Here is a 16750-nt window from a genome sequence, read left to right as displayed (position 1 = left end):
CTTTCTTACGAAGGCTTTAGGAACCGGTGGCAGCTATGCGGTCTTCATCGGTCAGGAGTCGTTCCATTTCCGAGTCAGGTCCCGGATCGCAGCCGGTGGAAGGGATGGCATTATTGGCCGCCGTGCGTTCGAGCAGGTTCTTGCCCAGACGGTCACTGGCGGGCAGCTCAATGGGGTACTTGCCCGTGAAGCATGCTGTGCAGAGGCGCTCACGCGGCTGGTTCGTGGCATCAATCATGCCGTCCTCGGAAATGTACTCGAGGGAATTGGCCCCAATGGACTTGGCAATCTCCTCCACCGCCGCACCATTGGCTATCAGTTCTGCGCGGGAGGCAAAGTCAATGCCGTAAAAACATGGCCAGCGCACAGGCGGGGATGAAATCTTCACATGGACTTCAGCGGCACCTGCTTCCTTGAGCATGCGCACCACTGCGCGCTGGGTGTTGCCGCGGACAATTGAATCATCCACCACCACAATGCGCTTGCCGCGGATCACTGAATCAAGCGCGCTGAGCTTGAGTTTGATGCCCAGCTTGCGCAGGGTGTCGGTGGGCTGGATGAAGGTACGGCCAACATAGGCATTCTTCACAAAGCCGTGGGCGAAGGGAATGCCTGATTCCTCCGCATAGCCAATGGCCGCGGGGGTGCCGGACTCCGGCACCGGAATCACCAAATCGGCGTCGTAGTGGCTTTCGCGGGCCAGCTGGCGGCCCATTTCCACGCGGGATTCGTACACCGAACGGCCGGCGATGGTGGCGTCCGGGCGGGCCAGGTAAACGTACTCAAAAACACAACCGGCCGGAGTGGCCGGAGCGAAACGTTGGGAGCGCACACCGTCTTCATCGATGGCAATGAATTCCCCCGGCTCAATTTCACGGATGCGCGAGGCGCCAATGGTGTTCAGGGCCGCATCCTCGGAGGCCACAACCCAACCACTTTCCAGGCGCCCCAATACGAGGGGGCGGACACCGTGGGGGTCGCGGGCAGCGTAAAGGGTGTGCTCATCCATGAAAACAAAGCTGAATGCACCCTGGATCTTGGGCAGCAGGTCCATGGCCGTGTCTTCGAGGGAACTGCCGGAATCGCCACGCAGCAATGTGGTCACCAGGGCCGTGTCGGTGGTATTGCCCTGCGCCATCTCACCTGAGGTGGGGGAACCGTATTTGGCCATGACCATTTCAAGGAGCTCGGCCGAATTGGTCAAATTGCCGTTGTGTGCCAGAGCCACCGTGCCGCTGTCGGTTGCGCCCAGCGTTGGCTGCGCGTTGGCCCAGTTGGCCGCCCCCGTGGTGGAGTAGCGGCAATGGCCCACAGCCATATGACCTGTCAGGGTATTGAGGGTTGGTTCGTCGAATACTTGGGAAACGAGCCCCATGTCCTTATAGACACTGATCCGATTGCCGTCACTTGCCGCTATGCCGGCTGATTCCTGACCACGGTGCTGGAGTGAGTACAGCCCGTAATAAGTTAGTTTTGCAACCTCTTCACCGGGTGCCCAGATGCCCAGAACGCCACAAGCGTCCTGCGGTCCCTTTTCGCCGGGTAAAAGATCATGGGATAATTTTCCGTCTCCGCGTGCCACGTAAAGAATTATCTCACGTATTGCTCCCCGGCAGGAACAGTTCCGGTGGACTTGAAGCGGATCCCGATGGCAGGGACCCTAGGCCCTTTCGGATTCGGCGTCGCTGCCATCTTCGGGGAGGGGCTCCACCAGCAACGTGGTGCTTTTGCGCCGTCCCCGGCGATCCAGCAGCAAAGCAACCATGGCGCCCACGCCCATGCCGGGAAGCACCAGCAGCACGGCGAACAAGCCAAAGACGCTTGAGGAATCAAATTCCTCCCCCGGCGTGAAGCTGAAGGCTAGAATTGCCGCCACCACCAGCCCCAGGAGGCCGCCAAGAATGAGAAATGGGACGTACTTTGGTGCGCGGCGAAGCTGAAGTTTGCGCGGCACGCTGGATGAGTTGTCAGGCTGGGAAGTCATGATCACAGAATACCTGCCCAAGCTTGGCAGCTGCCTTGGCCGGCGGGTTAGGTGACCTGGCTGTTCCTGGCCAGTTCCACAGCCTTTTCCACCCCGTCCCCAAAGGGGGCTCCATGGCCGGGAAGAACGACGCCGGCGCCCGTGCGTTCCAGGGCGGTCAGGGATTCCAACGCCAATTTCGTGTCCGCTGTGGCTGCCGCGGAAACAATTTGTGGTCCGCCCATCCCGGTATACGGGTCCATGGTCACCAATGCGTCTCCGGTGATCAACGCGCCCCTGTCCGCGAAGTGCAGCGCACAATGGCCCGCGGTGTGCCCAGGGGTGAAGACAAGTTCCGGATGGCCGGGCAGATCCTCGGTGAGGTCTGCATGGAGGGTTTTAAAGTTGTTGATGCCCTTGACCTGCAGCGCCCCCGCGCGGGTCATTTGAGCCAGAATGGGGATGCAGCGCGGGTACCGCAGGGGATAAAAAATGCGGCTCTTCTCATGTTTGTAGCTGTAGGGATGCGCGGCAAGATAAGCGTCCCCGGGATGGACAAAAATGGGGACGTTCAACTCCTGCTCAACCCGGGCAGCAAACCCCACATGGTCAAAGTGCGCGTGGGTGAGCACCAGGGCCGAAATGTTCTGCGGCGAATGGCCCAACTCCTGCAGGGCCTTCATGGTCATGTCCCACATGCGGGGAAGGCCTGCGTCAACAAGCATCACCTTTGGGCCGTCTTCCACGATGTAGCAGTTGACTCCGGCATGCTCGATCAAATGAATTTGCTCGGCAACGTTGCGATGAAACATGGGAGACTTTTTCCTTTCCTCAAGCCTTGCCAATGTCTGACCCTGTGGGGAAATTTCAAGGTGTTCACGTAGTTTCCCTGAGCCTAACCCTTGCAGGTGGCGCTACGAAAGGCCCTGGACCTTCCCCAAGCGCGTCAGGGCTGCAAGCGGCCTTTTCAAAGTGTTTTCGGGCCCCTATAGTTTTGAAGCAATGGCTGAGCAGGGGCCGGAGCGGGCGATGTAGGAGCGGCTATGTCACATCATGGGGCACCAAAAACACAACGGCAACCGACCCTCCCACGGTCCATCACCTTGCCAGGGGTGATTTTGGGCCTCGGCTTGGGTGGATTCGTGGACGGGATCCTGCTGCATCAAATTCTGCAATGGCACCATATGCTTTCCAGTTCCGCCACTGCCAACATTGATGTTGGTTCATGGCCAGTGACAACCGTCCACGGACTGCAGATGAATACTCTTTGGGACGGGTTTTTCCACACCTTCACGTGGCTGGCGGTGCTCATTGGCTTGGGGATTTTATATTCCCGCATTGCCGGTTCGCGGGGCCGCGTCTGGACTTCCAGGGTGCTGTGGGGATGGATGCTGTTTGGCTGGGGCCTGTTCAATGTTGTTGAGGGGGTCATTGACCACCATGTGTTGGGGATCCATCATGTGGTCAGCGGGGAATTCCAAACGCTGGCGGACATCCTGTTTCTGGTCCTCGGAGTTCTTTTAATGGTTGGTGGTTGGTTGTTGCAGCGCTCAGGTGCGGTGCGGCCGGCCAAGGCCGCCGACGGCGTGGGACCGCGAGCATGATTCCGGTCCATGAAGCCCAGCTGCACCCTGAACCAGCTGCGTGGTCATGGGCCGTGCCGCTGGTGGTGCTGATGGTGCTGGCGGTGGGCTATTGGGCGCTGGCACGCCTGCAAAGTGCCGAACCGCGTGGTTGGAATCCTTGGCGGACCGCAGCGTTCCTTGGAGGTACGGTCCTTTTAGGCCATGGCTTGCTGGTGCAAACCGCACCCTACCCGGCGGGTTCCCTGCCCGCCCACATGTATCAGCACCTGGTGATTGGCATGTACGCTCCTTTGGCTTTGGTGCTGGCGGCCCCGGTCACCTTGTTGTTGCGCTCCGTTCCGCGCCGGCACGGTCAAATGCTGGGCCGGGTGATGCGTGCCTGGCCCATGCATTTTATTGCCCACCCGGTGACGGCCCTGCTCCTGAGTGTGGGCGGTCTGGCAGCGCTGTATTTCACGCCCCTGTACGAGGCGGCGGCCAGCAGGCCCGTGCTTCACGCACTTATCCACTTCCATTTCTTCGCCGCCGGGTACTTGTTTGCCTGGGTGATTGCCGGGCCCGACCCTGCACCCCGCAGGCCGTCCGTGCCGGCGCGGCTGGTGGTGCTCGGCTTTGCCATTGCCGGACACGCCATCATTTCCCAGCTGCTGTATGCCGGGTTGTTTGTGCAGGTGGGTGCAGCAACTGCCGGGGAGCTTCGCCAGGCCGGTGAACTGATGTATTACGCCGGAGACGTGGCCGAACTGCTGCTGGCCTTCGCCCTGGTCACCTCGTGGCGGCCGGTACGGGCCAGCCGGCGGCCTGCCCGGTTTGCCCGCCCGCGGGAAGCAAGCCGAGGCGGCCTTGGCCTGCGCGCAGCAAATGACCCGTGAGGTGCAGCCACCGCGTCCGTGGTCACAGCGGCAGCTGCTCTGACAAATCCGCCCGCAAACCGGATGCTGCCACCACACCGCGTTCCACGGCGTCAGCCCATGCCAAGGCGCCGGTGACCAGCGCCAGCCAAGTTGCGGCGTCGCACTCCACCACGTTCGGAGGGGTGCCCCGGGTATGCCGGGGACCGGCAATGCACTGGGTCACCCCAAAAGGCGGGACGCGCACCTCCACGGAATTGCCGGGCGCCCGCGCGGCGAGCTCCTCCAGGGTGTAGCGCACAGCGGTGGCAGTGACGGTCCGGGGCGCGCCGCCTGCGCGCCAAGCGGTGAGGGCCGCACTTCCTTCTGCAATGTCGATCCGACGTCGGGTGGCCATGGCTTCTCCTAGTTAAGCAGGGCGCTCACGGCTTGGCCCAGACGCAGGCTGCCGGCCGCGCTGTTGCCGCCCATCACCGGCGGCACCAATTTGTTCAACAGTTCAGCCACCGGCGGGACATCAACGGCGCCGGAGGCGGCCAGGAGTGTCAGGCCCACCAACGTTGCGGCGCGTCCATTGCCATCGAGGATTTTTACTGCGGCGCCGGCGCCGGTGGAGGTGGCGAGCAGCAGCACGCCCTCGGCACCCATCTTCGCCAGGATGCCCAGTTCGTCCATGACCACGGTATTGGGTTTTCCATGCCCTTCCACGGCCCACGGATAATCCAGCATGGAGGTGGCAATGGTGGCCGCGCGGGCGTTGGCATGCTTGTTGGACGGGGCCTGGGCGAGGGTGCTGAAGGCGCGGGCGAGTCCCGTGAGCGACACTGCCATGACGGGCGCACCGCAACCGTCCACGCCCGTGTGGGCCACTGTTTCCTGCGTGCATTCCTCCAAAACGCTCCGCACGGCGCGCTGCATGGGGTGGTTGGGCTCCAAGTACCCGGAAACGTCCCAACCGTTTTCAGTGCAGGCCCACAGGAAAGCGGCATGTTTGCCGGAGCAGCTCATGGCCAGTTTTGATTTCTCCCGCCCTGTGCGGACCATCCAGGCGCGGGCGGAGGCGTCGCTGGGCCACGCCGGGGGACAGCCCAGGTGTTTTTCCTCCAGTCCTGCGGCCTTGAGCATGCCGGACACCATGTCCATATGATCCAGGGATCCCGTGTGGCTGCCGCAGGCAATGGCCACCTGCGCGCCGCGCAGTGGCACACCGGCCTGCATGGCGGCGAGCGCCTGAAAGGGCTTGGCCGCGGACCTGGGATAAATGGGGGCATTGATGTTGCCCAGCTCGGTGACCACGGAACCGTCCGCGGCCACCACCACTGCGGAGCCGGTGTGGATGGACTCCACAAATCCGCTGCGTTCCAGGACGGCGAGCTCGACGGCGTCGTACGCCTGGAGATTTTGGATCATGGTGCCATCCTATCCACAGGCCGGGGGCGCAGTGCGTTAGTACGGTGTGGCAAGGCCCATGGATTCCTTGATGACCAGCGGCACGTCCCCGGCGGGCTTGTCCTGGGCGGCTGCCTGGGCGACGACGTCGAGCTGCTCCGGGGCCACATAAATGGTCAGGGTGGATGTGTTGCCGTCAGGGATGAGCTTGTGGATGGCAGCACCCTGCTCTGCCGGGAGCTTGGCCTGCCACGCGGAAACTGCCTGCAGGGCGGCTTCGAGCTGTTCGGCATTGATGGTGACGAGTTTGGGGATGGCGCCGGCGGCAGACACGAGCTTCGCAGCGGATTCGTCCGTGACGGCCACGTGCAGGGAATTGTTTTCAATCCAGGAATCCGAATAGGCGTCACCGAGCTGGGCACGCAGGGAATCATTGAGCACCAGCAAAGCGGTGGTGTCATCCGCGCCCGCAGCAGCTGCCGCGGTGGTGGGGGCTGATGAAGGGGCTCCGGGATCCTGCGGTGTGGCGCAACCACTCATGCCAAGCGCTCCTGTCAACGTGGCGGCGAGCACTGTTGCCGCCATTTTCCTGCCGTTCATGATGCCTCCCTTGAATGCGTGGGGGTTTGGTCAAAGCATAGGCGCAAAGTCTTTGTGCCCGTAATGAAAAGTGGGTCCCCTTCGCGACGAACGGGACCCACTTTTTATTCAGTTGGATGTTGCTGTTTTGGAACCGTGGTTCCTCGAGGCTAGTTGGTGCCCCGACGGCGGATCAGTAGGAATGCCGCGCCACCGAGCAACACCAGGCCGCCGGCAATGGCGAGCAACACTGTGGTGCCAGAAGCGCCGGTGTTGGCCAGGTCCATGTCGGTTCCACCCGGTGCCGGGGCCTGCGGTGCCGCCAACACGGTGAAGGTGGACTCGGCGATCAGGGAAGTGACGCCGTTGAGGCTTTGAACGGCCGTGACGGCGTAAGTGCCGCTGCCCAGGCGATTGTTCAGGGTCACTGTCCACGTGGTGTCGGTGACGACGGCGTTGTAGCTGGTGCCATTGACTGTCACCACGACGTCGGCACCGGCGATGTTGGTGCCGGTGATTTCCGTAGGACCTTCATCGAAGGCGAACTCCGCACCGTTGGCCGGCGAAACAACGGCCGGTGCGGCGTAAACAACAGCAAAGGTATTTGTCGCCGTAGGGGAATCGTTCCAGTCAAGCTGGGTCTGCTGGGCTGTGGCGGTGTAGTTTCCTACGGCCAGACCCGGATTGACGGCAACTGACCAGTTGCCGTTTGCGCCAACAACAGCGGTGCCCGTGATGTCTTTGGTCTCATCATCGCTGTCGGAAATTTCCACGGCGACGGTGGCACCGGCGGTGCCGGTTCCGGTGATGGCATCGACAGGAGCTGCCACGGTGCCTTCATTGGCCGGAGCCGCGATGACGGGGACAGGGAGGGTTTCCTTGATGACCTCAACGGAACCCGTTGCGGCTGCTGATTCGCTAAAACCATTCTTAGTCACGGCAGTCACCTTGAAAGTGCCGAATTTGTTCGGTGCCTTCGCCGTCCACGTGCCATCGGCAGCGACAGGAACTTCGGTGGTGACACTGTTAACCGTGACAAGAACGGTGGATCCGGCTGGTGCGGAAACGGAACCTGTGATGGCCCCTTCACGGTAGACGGGAGCGGTGGTGGCGATGGTGGGTGTGTTCAAGAAGATCTTGACCGTGTAACCAGCTGTCTTTGAGAGGGCATCGCTGAGGCTTACGCCGTAAGTGGGGCCGGCAGGTTGGCCGGCTTCAGCGGGAACGCCTGCGCTGATCATGCCCACGGCCAAATTGCCCGCAATGATTGATCCGCCCGAGTCACCCGGTGCAGCCGCAAGGGTAGTTGAGCCAAAGCCACGCACTGCGCGGACGTCTGTAGGGTCGGTGGCGTTGTCCATGCCCCCAACGAGGAAAATGCCCGTTGCCTCAACTTTTGCACAGCTCCAGCCGGTGGTGCGGCCTGACTTGCAGATGGGTGCTCCGATGATTGCATCGGATACGCCTGTGACCTGAGGCCCGCTGGCCTTAAGATCAGCCTGTGTGGTCCAATCGGTCACCGTAGTGAACTGATCGACGGCGGCTTCAATTTTGTCGATGACGGCAACGTCTGTGCCTATGTTGCCGAGTTCACTGCTGGGATCGGTAATGTCGCCCGTTACAGGTGTATGACCCGGACCGCCGAACTGTGAGTAGCCGAATTTGCCCAAAACACCGAGGTTGCCGCCCCCGGGGCCTTCCACTGCTGGTTCCGTTGTGGGGTCGGTCAATTCAGCCCGGTCCGCAGCGCCGTCGCTGGTGCAGTGACCGGCAGTGATGACAGCAGGAGCTCCCTCAGCATTGAAGCCGTTCCATCCGACGGAGCAGTAACCGCCTCCGTCGCCGACAATTGCGGCATAACCCTGGCCGTTGACTACATCGACGTAGGGTGTTGCCGGTCCATTGGCAGCTTCAATTTTGACGTTGCCATATTTCGCGGCGAAGTCGCTCAAAGCTGTCTTGCCAACGGGCGCGGCGGAACGCGCAATGGCGGGGCCGCCCGTTGCAGGTTCGCCCGTGCGGATGACAAATTCACCGGCGGCATTGATCATGATGGATTGCAGATTTGAGACATCTTTGTACTCGGCAATATAGTCCGTCAAAAGGGTGTCGACATTGTTCGCGGGAGACACAGCGGCAGCAGAAGTGGTCGCCGGAACCGCAGGGGTCTCAATGTTGACCTTGGTATCGCCAGCGGCGGTTTCTGCCGCTGCGGTCTCGGTGGTCTGGACCTTGACGCTTTCACCATCAAGTGACACAACAGCATCGGGGTCGACCGCCGTAAGGGCCTTTTGAATCTTGCCAGCTTCAAAAGTCAGCGCACCCTGCTCGTTGAATTCCTCGACTGAAATGTCAAGGTCGCGCTCGACTGCTTCGGCAAGACCTTCCGGCAGCGGAGCGTCGGTAGTTGAGGGAGTGGAGGTTGCCGAAGCAACTGCTGAGGAGATTGAGCTTGGTTCAATGTCCTGAGACGGCGAGGCCGTAGCGGCCCCTGCTGTGAAAGTGCCGCCTATAAGGACGACGGCTGCAGCGCAGACTGCGCCTCCGCGCTTGATGAAGGCGCGTGTGGATGCTTGCATGTGTAAGGTTCCCCCTGGAGTGATGATTATTGCCTTGGCGGCAAGAGTGCTGGCACCAGTACTCTGCTCATTGGGAAAGCACAGACAGAAGTACGGCGCACTCATCCGTAAAGCTATCAAGTGGAGTAAGGGCCGACAACGCAAACAGCCAACTATCCATAGAATACTTTTTATTACGCATAACGATGCAGGCCATGTCAGCTTCAGCAAGCTACCCATTGACATGCCCCGTAGTTGATGCAGGCCATTTTCTGGGTTGGCGCGAAGCGATGGCAGTTCAAAAAGCATTGGGCGCCTGCCAAATGGCAGACGCCCAATAAGTATCGGAGCAGGAAAGCCTAGTCTTGCAACATCGCTTGGCTCATTGCCCGGCGTCGAACTCCCACAACGGTGAAAGCGCCGCCGGAGAGCAGCAGTGCCAGCGCGGCGGCACTGAGGATCAGCGGATGGCTCCCGGTGCACGCCCTGTCATTTTGCGGCACTGCCCCCTGCGCCAAGTACCCTTGGAAGGTGAAGGTTTTAGTGATTGGCCCCGGAGGCCGCGAACACGCCCTTGTCCGCTCCTTACTTAACGATCCCAACGTCAGCGAAGTGCATGCCGCTCCCGGCAACGCGGGAATTGCGGCGATTGCGCCCACCCATCAGGTCAATGCCGGCGACCCCGCCGCGGTGACGGCGCTCGCTGTCCAGCTGGGAAGCGACCTTGTGGTCATTGGACCCGAAGCGCCTTTGGCTGCCGGTGTGGCCGATGCTGTCCGGGAGGCCGGAATTCCGGTCTTTGGCCCCAGCAGGGAAGCTGCCAAGCTGGAAGCTTCCAAGGCTTTCGCCAAAACAGTCATGGCTGAAGCGCAGGTGCCCACGGCCATGGCCAAGGTTGCCGTAAATGCCGAGGAGGCCGCGGCGGCGCTTGATGATTTCGGCGCACCCCATGTGGTCAAGGACGACGGCCTCGCCGCCGGCAAGGGCGTGGTTGTGACCAACGACCGCGCGGAGGCACTGGCCCACGCCGAGGCATGCTTTGCCGTGGGCGGCACCGTGGTCATTGAGGAGTTCCTCGACGGGCCCGAAGTGTCCCTGTTTGTGCTGGCCGACGGCCGCACTGTGGTTCCCTTGGAGCCGGCGCAGGATTTCAAACGCATTTACGACGGCGATGAAGGTCCCAACACCGGGGGCATGGGTGCGTACTCCCCGCTGGAGTGGGTTCCCGCCGGTTTGGTGCAGGAAGTCATTGACAGGGTGGCCCAACCCACCATCGACGCCATGGCACACCGCGGCACGCCCTTCACCGGCGTGCTGTATTGCGGTTTGGCACTGACCAGCCGCGGCACCCGGGTCATTGAGTTCAATGCCCGTTTTGGTGACCCCGAAACCCAGGCCGTACTGGCCCGTCTGGAAACCCCGCTCGGTGGCGTGCTCATGGCGGCAGCCAAGGGACAGCTGGCTGACATGGAACCATTGCGCTGGTCACCTGAAACCGCCGTCGCCGTGGTCCTTGCCAGCGGGAACTACCCGGACACTCCGCGCACGGGTGACCGGATCCGTGGACTCAAAAAGGCCAATGCGCTCGACGGCGTGCACGTGCTGCATGCAGGAACCGGCACCAACAGCGATGGCCATACTGTGAGCGCGGGCGGCCGTGTGCTGGCAGTTGTGGGCAGGGCGGATGGTTTGGATGCTGCCCGGGAGCGCGCCTACGCAGGCATGGAGCGGATTTCGCTCGATGGCGGACAGTACCGCAAGGACATTGCGGCAAAGGCCGCCCGCGGTGAAATCACAGTGGCGGACGCCGCCACCCAGGCATAAGGAAATTTTTTACATGAGCACTGCACTTCCCCCCGCCCCCGCACTGCCGGGTTGGATCCACGTCTACTCCGGCAAGGTCCGCGAGCTGTATGTCCCCGCACCGGGCCAGGCCACGGCCGACGCGCCGTTTATGGGCCGTGAAGATGTGGTGTTGGTGGTGGCGAGCGACCGCATCAGCGCCTACGATCATGTTCTGGCCACCGAAATCCCTGACAAGGGCCGCATCCTGACCGGTCTGAGCCTGTGGTGGTTTGACCAGCTCCAGGTACCCAACCATGTGGTGGCAAGCTCCGTGGAGGACGGCGTGCCGGCACAGCTGGCTGGACGTGCCATGGTGTGCCGAAAATTGGACATGTTCCCCATCGAATGCATTGCCCGGGGTTATTTGACCGGTTCCGGCCTGCTTGAATACCGCAACTCCCAGACCGTGTGCTCCCTGCCGATGCCGGCAGGTTTGGTGGATGGTTCACGCCTGGAGGAAGCCATTTTCACCCCCTCCGCCAAGGCCGAGGTGGGCGAGCACGATGAAAACATCAGCTTTGAAGTCATGGTGGACACTGTGGGTCAAAACGACGCACAGTCCCTGCGGGAGCTGAGCTTGAAAATTTATGCCCGTGCGGAGGAGATTGCCCGGGAACGCGGCATCATCCTGGCAGACACCAAGGTGGAATTCGGCACCGATCCGGCCACCGGTGCAATCACGCTCGGCGATGAAGTGTTGACCCCTGATTCCTCACGCTTTTGGGACGCGCAACTGTGGCAGCCCGGACAGGCCCAGCCCAGCTTCGACAAGCAGTATGTCCGCGACTGGCTGGACAGCGCCGAATCCGGCTGGGACCGGGCCTCGGATACGCCCCCGCCGGCCCTGCCGGCCGATGTGGTGGAGCGCACGCGGGCCCGCTACGTGGAAGCCTTTGAGCGTCTCACAGGCACGATTTTCGTCTAAACAGCGGCACGGGGCGAAGCCGGCGTCGGACCTGGAAGGCTGGCAGGCGGGGGGAAGCTGGCAAAGCTACACGGCGTGCAGCTGGGCCAGATGTTCGGCCGCGACCCCTGCCCTGTCGGCTGCGCCGGCATGCTGGTAGCGCAGCTGGGCTTTGCGGTAGGCGTCCAGGGCCTGGTCATGCCGCGAGCATGCTTCCAAGGTGTTGCCCAGCAACAGTGCGGTATCCCCGGCAATATGCGGTGCCAGCTGCTCGCACTGGGCCTCGATGCTGTCCAAAAGTTCCAGTGCCTGCGGCAGTTCGCCGGTGAGGTAGTGCCAACGTGCACGCAGCAGTGAAACTTCCAGCGTCTCGGCCACCGTTGCCCCCACCACGGAATGGGCCAGCTCGCTGCGCTCAATGGCCTGCAGGGTGGCCGGTTCCACCACGCCGGCCATGAGCCGCACCCATGCGGTGGCCTTGTTGAACTGGGCCCAGCGGGACAGGTCGGCGGTGGGGGAGAGCAGCTGGGCTGCCTGGGCGTGGTGTTCCAATCCCGTGGAAACGTCCTGCCGGATGAACGCCACATTTCCAATGACCCAGTGGATTTCCCCGGCCATTTGCGCCGGAGTGGTCTCGGAGACGGAATCGGCCAACACCACCGTGTGCGCCCAGGCTTCATCCAGGCGCCCGGCCTCGGTTAATGCACCGATCAGCGTCTGCAGTGCCATCAGGTAGGAACCGTATTCCTCAGCGCTGTCGCCCGAACCGATTTCCACAGCCAAGGTGGCATGCGTGATGGCCTCCGGCAAGGCGCCCTGCGCCAGCATGGCCGCGGCCATGACCTGCTGGGCGCGAAGGGAGAGCGCATCACTGTCAATGGTGAGTGAATGCCGCAGCAGCTTGCCCAAGGTGGCAGCCGCTTCCGCGTGGTCGCCGTGGCGCAGCAGCGCGTTGGCGGCAAGGAAAGTCATTTTCCACCAGGAAACCGTGTCCCCGTCCGCACACGCCAACTCCGCGGCAGCCTGGGCGCTGGTCACTGCCCCCAAATAGTCCCGGGTATCCCAACTTTGCTGTGCGCACAGGGACAGGCGCAGGCACTCGCTGGCCTGGGGGGCCTGGTTCCACTGCGCAACGGATGCCGGTGCCAACTCCAAGCGGCGGGCCAGTTCCTCAATGATCTCCGTGGTGGGTTCCCGATGGGCATTTTCGAGAAGGGAGATGTAGCTCGATGAATACAGTTCCCCGCCCAGTTCGGCCTGGGTGAGGTTGCGTGACAACCGCTCCTGCTTGAGGCGTTCCCCGAAACTGCTGCCCATAGTTGCTGCTCCTCGCCTGTGGGACACCCCCACCCGTTTTCCAACGAGACAGCTCGTTGAATATGAACATAACAGAAGCTGTCATATTTCACAGACACCGGTGAAAAGACTAGCTCTTTGGACAGTGGTGGCTGCCACCACCGCGTGGCCTGGAAGCCAAAAAGGGAGCGGCATCCTTGTGGATGCCGCTCCCTAAATGTGGTCGGGGTGACAGGATTTGAACCTGCGGCCTCGTCGTCCCGAACGACGCGCGCTACCAAGCTGCGCCACACCCCGATTTTGTTCCGCTCCGCTCCGGTGAAGGATTGGAAAAGCAACCTCTCAAGAATAGCGGAGAGAAGCCATGATCACGAAATCGGCACGGTTGAGTCCCGTCAGTGCCGGGTTTGCTTTGCCGTCAAGGTCAGCATCACTGCCTCCGGCCTGCAGGCAAAACGGAAGGGTGCGGTGCGGGAGGTGCCAATTCCAGCCGAGACGTTGACGGGCGTGACGTGACCTCTGAATTCCCAATCATGAAGCCCGCGGGCCCTCCAGGTGGGCAGATCACAGTTGCTCACCAGTGCACCATAGCCCGGGACGCAAACCTGCCCGCCGTGGGTGTGGCCGGCCAGGATCAACTCCGCGCCGGCGGCCGTGAAATGGTCCAGAACCCGCTGGTACGGGGCGTGGGCCACAGCAATCTTGACGTGTGGGGCGCTGTCCTGCCCGGCTGCGCCACGTGGCCAGCCGGCATAGCGTTCCCGGTTTAAATGCGGATCATCCACGCCACTGAAATCAAAACGGATGCCGTTGAGCGGAATGGACTGGGCACGGTTGGTCAGATCCACCCAGCCGCCCACGCCAAAACCTGCGTGCAGGGCTGAGGTGTTCAGTGCCACGGGCTGCTTCCGCCGCCCGCTGCGCAAGGTGGAAGGTCCGTTGAAATAGGCCAGCGGATTTTTCAAACGCGGCGCAAAGTAGTCGTTGGAGCCAGGGACAAACACTCCCGGAAAACGCATCAGCGGCTGCAGGGCGTCCAGGAGGGGTTCGATGGCTTCAGGGTGGCTGAGGTTGTCGCCCGTATTCACCACCAAATCCGGTTCAAGGGCTGCCAGGTTCCGCAACCATTGGGCTGTCTTGTTTTGACCGGGGGAGAAGTGGATGTCCGACAGGTGCAAAATGGTGAACGGTTCCGCTCCGGCGGGAAGAATGGCCAGCGACTCTTCCCGGAGTTCGAAGTTGTGACGTTCAATGAAGGCACCGTAGGCCACGGCGCCGGCACCGGCGGCAACAGCAAGCCCCGCCGCTGCTCCCCAGGCTGGGAGACGGGACGGGGCCGCTTGGGTACTTGTCATTTGGCTGCTTAGTCCTTCTTCTCCGCGGCTGGCTTGTCGGAGTCTTTCTTCTCCGGTTCAGCGGCTTTGGGTGCCGGGGCTGGTGCCACCGGTGCCGGTGCATTGACCATGCTGGCCGGCGGTGCCGGGAATCCGCTGACGTCGTAGAAGCCCCCGACCTGGTTCATGTAACCCTGCCAGGCCTTTCCGGCGTAGGTGGCCCCATCAACATAGTCGATGCGCTGGCCGGCGATCAGCTTGCCATTGTTGGAGGCGCTCTTTTCCTCCGGGCTGCCCACCCAGGAAGCGGTGGACAGGCCCTTGGTGAAGCCAACCGTCCAGGTCTGCTCGGAGTTGTTGGTAGTACCTGTCTTGGCCGCTGCCGGGTACTGCAGCGGAATTTGGTAGCCGGAGCCCCTGACCAGCACTTCCTGCAGAACACTTGTCACACCAGCTGCAACTTCCGGTTTGACTGTCTGTTGGCAATTGGCGGCAGGGACGGGGAACTGATCACCCTTGGCGTTGCTGATGGAGACCAGGGCAATGGGATTGCACTTGATCCCGCCGGAGGCAAAGGTGGCAAAGGCGGTGGCCATGGTCAGCGGTGCAACTTCACCCGAACCCAGTAGGGAGCTGACATAGTCCAGGCTGTAGGGCTGGTTGGGGTCCTTGCCCAGATGAATGCCGGTGGCTGTCATCATTTTTTGAATGTTGCACATATCCAGCTGCGCAGCTGTTGCGAAGGTTGCTGTGTTCAAGGAGTTGTAGAGACCCTCGCGGGCAGTGACACGCCTGTAAAAGCCGCCCTCGGCGTTTTGCAGGTCCGGCGTGGCATCGGGGTTGGTGCTGTCATAAATGCCCGTGGTGGTGCCACAGCTGTTCGTCCAGTTGAAACCTGCCGGGTAACGGCGCACGGAGGCGTCCACGACGTCATTGATGCGGTTGCCGGCATTGAGCCATTCGGCAAAAGTGAAGGGCTTGATGGTTGAACCCACATCGAAGCCACCGGAACCGCCCAGCAGGTTGCCATTGGCATCCACGCTGTCAACGTTGAAGTTGTAGTCGGTTTTCCACTGGCCCTCCGGGGCATTCAGCTTGGTGTTTTGTGCCATCGCCAAGATCTTGCCCGAACCGGGCTGTACCGTAACAAGGCCCTGGCCGACGCGGTCGGGGTTGTTGTCAGCGGGAGTGAAATTGGCGAACTGGACCTGCGCGGCGTCCTGCAGTCCCGGATCCAGCGTGGTGGTTACTGTCAGGCCGCCCTGCTTGAGCAGCTTCTCGCGGTCCTCCGGTGTTTCGCCGTATGCGGGATCGTTCAAGATCAAGTTGCTGACGTACTCGCAGAAGTACTCGGCCCTGACCGCCGTGGTGCAGCCGTTGCGGTTGGGGGTGATCTTCAAGCCAAGATCCGATTTCACGGCCGCATCATGCTGCGCGGCGTCGATCTTGCCTTGTTCCAGCATCAAATCAAGCACCAAATTGCGGCGCGCCATGGCGTTCTCCGGATTCGCCACCGGATCGTACGTGACCGGAGCGTTGACCACCCCTGCCAACAAGGCCGACTGTGCCGGGTTCAAATCCTTGGCGGAGATGCCAAAGTAAAAGGCGGCTGCGGATTCAACACCAAAGTTGCCGTTGGCAAAGAGCACCCAGTTCAAGTAGCCCTGCAGGATCTCGTCCTTGGAGTATTTCTTCTCCATGGCGATGGCCAGCTTGATCTCGCGGACCTTGTCACCCACGCCCTTGTCGCCACCGAGCTTGATCTTGTCGTTCTCACCGTTGGCGGCGTACGTCTGAATGATCACGTTATTGACATACTGCTGCGTAATGGTGGACGCGCCCTGGCGTGAGCCGCCCTGCGCCATGGACGCCACGGCGCGGGCCAGGCCGCGGGTGTCAATGCCGCCGTGCTCGTAATAGCGGGAGTCCTCCACGGCTATGACGGCGTCGCGCATATATTGGGAGATGTTCTCCAAGGGCACTTCAATGCGGTTCTGATCATAAAAGGTTGCCAACAAGGAACCATCGGCGGCCAAAATTTTCGAGGACTGTGCCGGCGTCCCCACCGTCATCTCATCGGGGAGGTCGTCAAAGAAGGAGATGGACGAGGTGGCCGTGGCACCCGTCAAGGCGACCGCGGGGACCATGAGACCGGCCACGAGCACACCACAAATGGTGCTGATGCCCAGGAAGGCCACCACTTTGCCCAATGTGGTGGCGGTGTCGAAAATGGGGTGTTTAGTTGCTGCCATTTTTCCAGTTTACCGGCAGGGGCTACGCTTTGAAGTATGACCAAATGGGAGTACTCTACAATTCCGCTGATTATCCACAACACCAAGGCGATCCTGGACAGCTGGGGCGACGATGGTTGGGAACTGGTGCAAGTGGTTCCCGGACCCGAGGGACGCGGGCTTGTGGCCTATTTAAAGCGTGAGAAGGCGTGAG

Annotated in this window: 15 protein-coding genes and 1 tRNA gene; 5 read left to right on the top strand and 11 right to left on the bottom strand. The window is 61.7% G+C overall.

Translation table 11 applies throughout. From position 1 onward, the window contains the following. Window positions 1–16 precede the first annotated feature (16 nt). The 3 genes from purF to ACFUCV_RS09785 form a co-directional block, all read right to left on the bottom strand. Window positions 17–1582, bottom strand: coding sequence for an amidophosphoribosyltransferase (gene purF / locus ACFUCV_RS09795; protein WP_380815055.1), 1566 nt, complete (start codon window positions 1580–1582; stop codon window positions 17–19). Between the two features lie 78 nt (window positions 1583–1660). After that, entirely contained in the window at window positions 1661–1984 is a 324-nt protein-coding gene (locus tag ACFUCV_RS09790; RefSeq protein ID WP_380815054.1) for a hypothetical protein, read from the bottom strand. A 47-nt stretch (window positions 1985–2031) separates the two neighbouring features. Beyond that, window positions 2032–2775: an MBL fold metallo-hydrolase gene (locus ACFUCV_RS09785; RefSeq protein WP_380815053.1), complete on the bottom strand. Its 744-nt coding sequence runs from the start codon at window positions 2773–2775 to the stop codon at window positions 2032–2034. 231 nt (window positions 2776–3006) lie between these two features. Between ACFUCV_RS09785 and ACFUCV_RS09780 the strand changes: the two genes are divergently transcribed. Continuing rightward, window positions 3007–3567 carry a DUF2243 domain-containing protein gene (locus ACFUCV_RS09780; protein WP_380815052.1) on the top strand — a complete coding sequence of 187 codons (561 nt, stop codon included), beginning with the start codon at window positions 3007–3009 and terminating at the stop codon, window positions 3565–3567. Next, the gene (locus ACFUCV_RS09775) at window positions 3564–4421 is read left to right on the top strand and encodes a cytochrome c oxidase assembly protein (protein WP_380815050.1); all 858 of its coding nucleotides are present in this window, start codon (window positions 3564–3566) and stop codon (window positions 4419–4421) included. Before ACFUCV_RS09780 ends, ACFUCV_RS09775 begins: the two co-directional genes overlap by 4 nt. A 22-nt stretch (window positions 4422–4443) precedes the next feature. Here the strand turns inward: ACFUCV_RS09775 and ACFUCV_RS09770 are convergent, their stop codons facing one another. The 4 genes from ACFUCV_RS09770 to ACFUCV_RS09755 all read right to left on the bottom strand — a co-directional run bounded on the left by ACFUCV_RS09770 (window position 4444) and on the right by ACFUCV_RS09755 (window position 8947). Continuing rightward, the gene (locus ACFUCV_RS09770; RefSeq protein WP_380815049.1) at window positions 4444–4797 is read right to left on the bottom strand and encodes a sterol carrier family protein; all 354 of its coding nucleotides are present in this window, start codon (window positions 4795–4797) and stop codon (window positions 4444–4446) included. A gap of 8 nt (window positions 4798–4805) precedes the next feature. Continuing rightward, window positions 4806–5810 carry an asparaginase gene (locus ACFUCV_RS09765; protein ID WP_380815047.1) on the bottom strand — a complete coding sequence of 335 codons (1005 nt, stop codon included), beginning with the start codon at window positions 5808–5810 and terminating at the stop codon, window positions 4806–4808. 36 nt (window positions 5811–5846) lie between these two features. After that, window positions 5847–6389: a hypothetical protein gene (locus ACFUCV_RS09760; RefSeq protein ID WP_380815045.1), complete on the bottom strand. Its 543-nt coding sequence runs from the start codon at window positions 6387–6389 to the stop codon at window positions 5847–5849. Between the two features lie 149 nt (window positions 6390–6538). Then, window positions 6539–8947, bottom strand: coding sequence for an LPXTG cell wall anchor domain-containing protein (locus ACFUCV_RS09755; protein WP_380815043.1), 2409 nt, complete (start codon window positions 8945–8947; stop codon window positions 6539–6541). A 510-nt stretch (window positions 8948–9457) separates the two neighbouring features. Between ACFUCV_RS09755 and purD the strand changes: the two genes are divergently transcribed. Further along, entirely contained in the window at window positions 9458–10750 is a 1293-nt protein-coding gene (gene purD / locus ACFUCV_RS09750; protein ID WP_380815041.1) for a phosphoribosylamine--glycine ligase, read from the top strand. 13 nt (window positions 10751–10763) lie between these two features. Then, entirely contained in the window at window positions 10764–11696 is a 933-nt protein-coding gene (locus ACFUCV_RS09745) for a phosphoribosylaminoimidazolesuccinocarboxamide synthase (protein ID WP_380815039.1), read from the top strand. A gap of 66 nt (window positions 11697–11762) precedes the next feature. On the opposite strand, the gene ACFUCV_RS09740 is transcribed toward ACFUCV_RS09745, so the two are convergent. The 4 genes from ACFUCV_RS09740 to ACFUCV_RS09725 all read right to left on the bottom strand — a co-directional run bounded on the left by ACFUCV_RS09740 (window position 11763) and on the right by ACFUCV_RS09725 (window position 16557). Continuing rightward, window positions 11763–12992, bottom strand: coding sequence for a helix-turn-helix domain-containing protein (locus tag ACFUCV_RS09740; protein WP_380815037.1), 1230 nt, complete (start codon window positions 12990–12992; stop codon window positions 11763–11765). Between the two features lie 199 nt (window positions 12993–13191). After that, window positions 13192–13268: transfer RNA gene (locus ACFUCV_RS09735), tRNA-Pro, on the bottom strand. Between the two features lie 98 nt (window positions 13269–13366). Further along, complete coding sequence (locus tag ACFUCV_RS09730; RefSeq protein ID WP_380815035.1) at window positions 13367–14326, bottom strand: metallophosphoesterase; 960 nt, start codon at window positions 14324–14326, stop codon at window positions 13367–13369. Between the two features lie 8 nt (window positions 14327–14334). Next, complete coding sequence (locus tag ACFUCV_RS09725) at window positions 14335–16557, bottom strand: transglycosylase domain-containing protein (protein ID WP_380815033.1); 2223 nt, start codon at window positions 16555–16557, stop codon at window positions 14335–14337. Between the two features lie 36 nt (window positions 16558–16593). Here ACFUCV_RS09725 and ACFUCV_RS09720 point away from each other — a divergent pair, with 36 nt between their 5' ends. Then, a complete protein-coding gene (locus ACFUCV_RS09720) occupies window positions 16594–16749 on the top strand; it encodes a hypothetical protein (protein ID WP_380815032.1) in 156 nt (51 codons plus the stop codon). Window position 16750: the final 1 nt, after the last annotated feature.

It is taken from the genome of Specibacter sp. NPDC057265, assembly GCF_042668835.1.
Lineage (GTDB): Bacteria > Actinomycetota > Actinomycetes > Actinomycetales > Micrococcaceae > Specibacter.
This window is presented reverse-complemented; position numbering and strand designations above follow the sequence as displayed.

Coding starts and splice junctions, on each gene's coding strand:
- ACFUCV_RS09790 (WP_380815054.1), bottom strand. CDS start 1,984: ATGACTTCCCAGCCTGACAACTCATCCAGCGTGCCGCGCAAACTTCAG.
- ACFUCV_RS09785 (WP_380815053.1), bottom strand. CDS start 2,775: ATGTTTCATCGCAACGTTGCCGAGCAAATTCATTTGATCGAGCATGCC.
- ACFUCV_RS09780 (WP_380815052.1), top strand. CDS start 3,007: ATGTCACATCATGGGGCACCAAAAACACAACGGCAACCGACCCTCCCA.
- ACFUCV_RS09775 (WP_380815050.1), top strand. CDS start 3,564: ATGATTCCGGTCCATGAAGCCCAGCTGCACCCTGAACCAGCTGCGTGG.
- ACFUCV_RS09770 (WP_380815049.1), bottom strand. CDS start 4,797: ATGGCCACCCGACGTCGGATCGACATTGCAGAAGGAAGTGCGGCCCTC.
- ACFUCV_RS09765 (WP_380815047.1), bottom strand. CDS start 5,810: ATGATCCAAAATCTCCAGGCGTACGACGCCGTCGAGCTCGCCGTCCTG.
- ACFUCV_RS09760 (WP_380815045.1), bottom strand. CDS start 6,389: ATGAACGGCAGGAAAATGGCGGCAACAGTGCTCGCCGCCACGTTGACA.
- ACFUCV_RS09755 (WP_380815043.1), bottom strand. CDS start 8,947: ATGCAAGCATCCACACGCGCCTTCATCAAGCGCGGAGGCGCAGTCTGC.
- ACFUCV_RS09745 (WP_380815039.1), top strand. CDS start 10,764: ATGAGCACTGCACTTCCCCCCGCCCCCGCACTGCCGGGTTGGATCCAC.
- ACFUCV_RS09740 (WP_380815037.1), bottom strand. CDS start 12,992: ATGGGCAGCAGTTTCGGGGAACGCCTCAAGCAGGAGCGGTTGTCACGC.
- ACFUCV_RS09730 (WP_380815035.1), bottom strand. CDS start 14,326: ATGACAAGTACCCAAGCGGCCCCGTCCCGTCTCCCAGCCTGGGGAGCA.
- ACFUCV_RS09725 (WP_380815033.1), bottom strand. CDS start 16,557: ATGGCAGCAACTAAACACCCCATTTTCGACACCGCCACCACATTGGGC.
- ACFUCV_RS09720 (WP_380815032.1), top strand. CDS start 16,594: ATGACCAAATGGGAGTACTCTACAATTCCGCTGATTATCCACAACACC.